Consider the following 2927-nt stretch of genomic DNA (forward strand, 5'->3'; position numbering starts at 1 on the left):
CAGCTGCACCCACCCGGCCAGCGCCGCATGCTTGAACAGCGCCGAGATCGACCGCCGGAACCGCGCCTGCGACGCCGGCGACTGCCCGCCCTGCCTGTCGCCCTGCCCATGCCCGGCCTGCCCGCGCGAACCCGCAGCGCGCCTGCCGTCGGGCCGGCGCGCGAACGCCAGCAGAATCGCATCGACGTCCGCGCCCGTCAGATCATCCAGCACCGTCGACTCGCCCGCCAGTTCCACCAGCGTCGCCACGTCCCGCGCGTAGACCTCCGCCGTCGACGGCGACAACGCCCCCGTCACCGTCCGCGCCCGCACCAACTCCACATAACGGTCAGCCGCCTCCGCCACCGTCACCCGATCGAGCTCCGCAGGCCGCACCGGCCACCACCCTCTCGCTGGACACCACACAATTCCAGCAAGACCGTAGCGGCCGGCACCGACACAAACGCTAGATGTCGCGGAACGTCTCGATGCGCGCCCCCAGCGCGTTCAGCCGCTCAGCCAGATCCTCATAACCCCGGTTGATCACATAGACGTTCCGCAGCACCGACGTGCCCTCCGCCGCCATCATCGCCAGCAGCACCACCACCGCCGGACGCAACGCCGGCGGGCACATCATCTCCGCGCTACGCCACCGCGTCGGCCCCTCCACCAGCACCCGATGCGGATCCAGCAACTTCACCGACGCCCCCAGCCGCGTCAGCTCCGTCAGATAAATCGCCCGGTTGTCGTACACCCAGTCATGAATCAGCGTCGAACCCTGCGCCGACGCCGCGATCGCCGCGAAGAACGGCACATTGTCGATGTTCAGCCCCGGGAACGGCATCGGATGAATCTTGTCGATGGGGGAGACCAGCTTCGACGGCCGCACCGTCAGATCCACCAGCCGCGTCCGCCCGTTGGCCGCGGCGTACTCACGCCCACGGTCACAATCGAGCCCCATCTCCTCCAGCACCGCCAGCTCGATCTCCAGGAACTCCACCGGCACCCGGCAGATCGTCAGCTCCGACGACGTCACCACCGCCGCCGCCAGCAGGCTCATCGCCTCCACCGGATCCTCCGAAGGGGAGTAGTCGACATCCCGCTCGATCGAAGCCAGCCCGTGCACCGTCAGCGTCGTCGTCCCCACCCCCTCCACCCGCACCCCGAGCTGCTCCAGGAAGAAGCACAGATCCTGCACCATGTAATTCGACGAGGCGTTACGGATCACCGTCACCCCGTCATGCCGCGCCGCCGCCAGCAGCGCGTTCTCCGTCACCGTGTCACCCCGCTCGGTCAGCACGATCGGCCGCGACGGCGACACCTCCCGATCCACCCGCGCGTGATAAAAGCCGCCCGTCGCCGTGATGTCCAGCCCGAACGGCCGCAACGCCGACATGTGCGGCTGCACCGTGCGCGTCCCCAGATCACAACCACCCGCGTACGGAATCTGGAACCGCTCCGTCCGGTGCATCAACGGCCCCAGGAACATGATCACACTCCTGGTACGCCGAGCAGCCTCCGTGTCCATCGCCTCCAGCTCCAGCCGAGCCGGAGGAACGATCTCCAGATCACTGCCCTCATTGATCCACCGCGCCCGCACCCCGATCGACGCGAGCACCTCCAGAATCCGGTAGACCTCCTCGATCCGCGCCACCTTGCGCAGGATCGTCCGCCCCGAGTTCAGCAAAGACGCACACAACAACGCCACACACGCGTTCTTCGACGTCTTCACATCGATCGAACCCGACAGCCGGCGACCCCCCACCACCCGCAGATGCATCGGCCCCGCATAACCCAGCGACACGATCTCACTGTCGAGCGCCTCGCCGATCCGGGCGATCATCTCAAGGCTGATGTTCTGATTGCCACGCTCAATCCGGTTGACCGCACTCTGACTCGTCGCCAGCGCATCCGCCAACTGCAGCTGCGTCCAACCACGATGCTGACGCGCATCCCGGATCAACCGGCCGATCCGCACAAGGTAATCATCTGCCACAACACGAGACCATATCTCACATATGAGATGCCTCAGCGCCCGACACCACCGACGCGCCGGACAACTCCCGATGACGCGCCAAATGCTCCGGCGTCGCCTCAGCCTTCACCTTGTGCACGAACGCCCGCCGAGCCGCCCGGAACCCATTCTGATCATCGAACATGTCCCGGCTCATCTCCGCCAACTCCTCAGCCCGGAACGCATCCAACGGCTTGCGCCGCTCATCAGCCTCCCGCGCCGCCCGACGCCCCGCCAGCAACCGATCGTAACCCGGATCCACCGCCAACCGCTCCGCGTACTCCAGCACCCTCCGCTCGAACTCCAACCGCGACCCCACCAGCAGCTTGTCCGCCAGCCCCAGCTCCACCGCCTCAGCCGCCCCGATCGGCAACGCCTCCTGCGTCAACCGCAACGCCTGCTCCGCCCCCACCCGACGCGGCAGCACATACGTCCAGAACTCACTCCCGAACAACCCCATCGTCCGATAATGCGGATTCAACACCACCCCGTCACGCACCACCACCCGATCCGCACCCAACCCCATCATCACCCCACCGGCACCCGCATTACCGCCCAACGACGTCACCACCAACTGCCCCGTACACCCCACGATCTCCCGGCACACCGCATTGATGGCGTTGATGTTCATCCACGCCTCCAACTCCGGATGCCGCGCCGCCTCGATCACATTCAGATGAATGCCGTTGGAGAACACCTCCCCACCCCGCACCACCAGCACCCGCGTATCCTGCGCCGCCGCATACCGCAACGCCGCCGCCAACCGCCGGCACTGCTCCGTCGACATCGCCCCGTTGTAGAAGTCGAAACTCACCACCCCCACACCATCACTACGGTCATACGTGATCTCGCTGTACCCCGACCGCTCCGGCGCCGCCGCCACCAGCTCACCCAACGCCATCGCCGCCGGCAACTTCACCGCCCCCTCCCGCTC

At 66.9% G+C, this 2927-nt stretch carries 2 protein-coding genes and 1 pseudogene; all 3 read right to left on the reverse strand.

Going from position 1 to position 2927, the window contains the following annotated elements; translation table 11 throughout:
- Positions 1 to 375, reverse strand: a pseudogene (locus E1267_RS43280) (tyrosine-type recombinase/integrase); the annotation flags it as partial.
- A 70-nt stretch (positions 376 to 445) separates the two neighbouring features.
- A complete protein-coding gene (locus E1267_RS43285) occupies positions 446 to 1975 on the reverse strand; it encodes a helix-turn-helix domain-containing protein (protein ID WP_132342063.1) in 1530 nt (509 codons plus the stop codon).
- Positions 1976 to 1991: 16 nt separating this feature from the next.
- Positions 1992 to 2807 carry an enoyl-CoA hydratase/isomerase family protein gene (locus E1267_RS43290; protein ID WP_281283766.1) on the reverse strand — a complete coding sequence of 272 codons (816 nt, stop codon included), beginning with the start codon at positions 2805 to 2807 and terminating at the stop codon, positions 1992 to 1994.
- Positions 2808 to 2927 lie beyond the last annotated feature (120 nt).

The organism is Nonomuraea longispora, assembly GCF_004348345.1.
GTDB classification, from domain to species: Bacteria; Actinomycetota; Actinomycetes; order Streptosporangiales; family Streptosporangiaceae; genus Nonomuraea; species Nonomuraea longispora.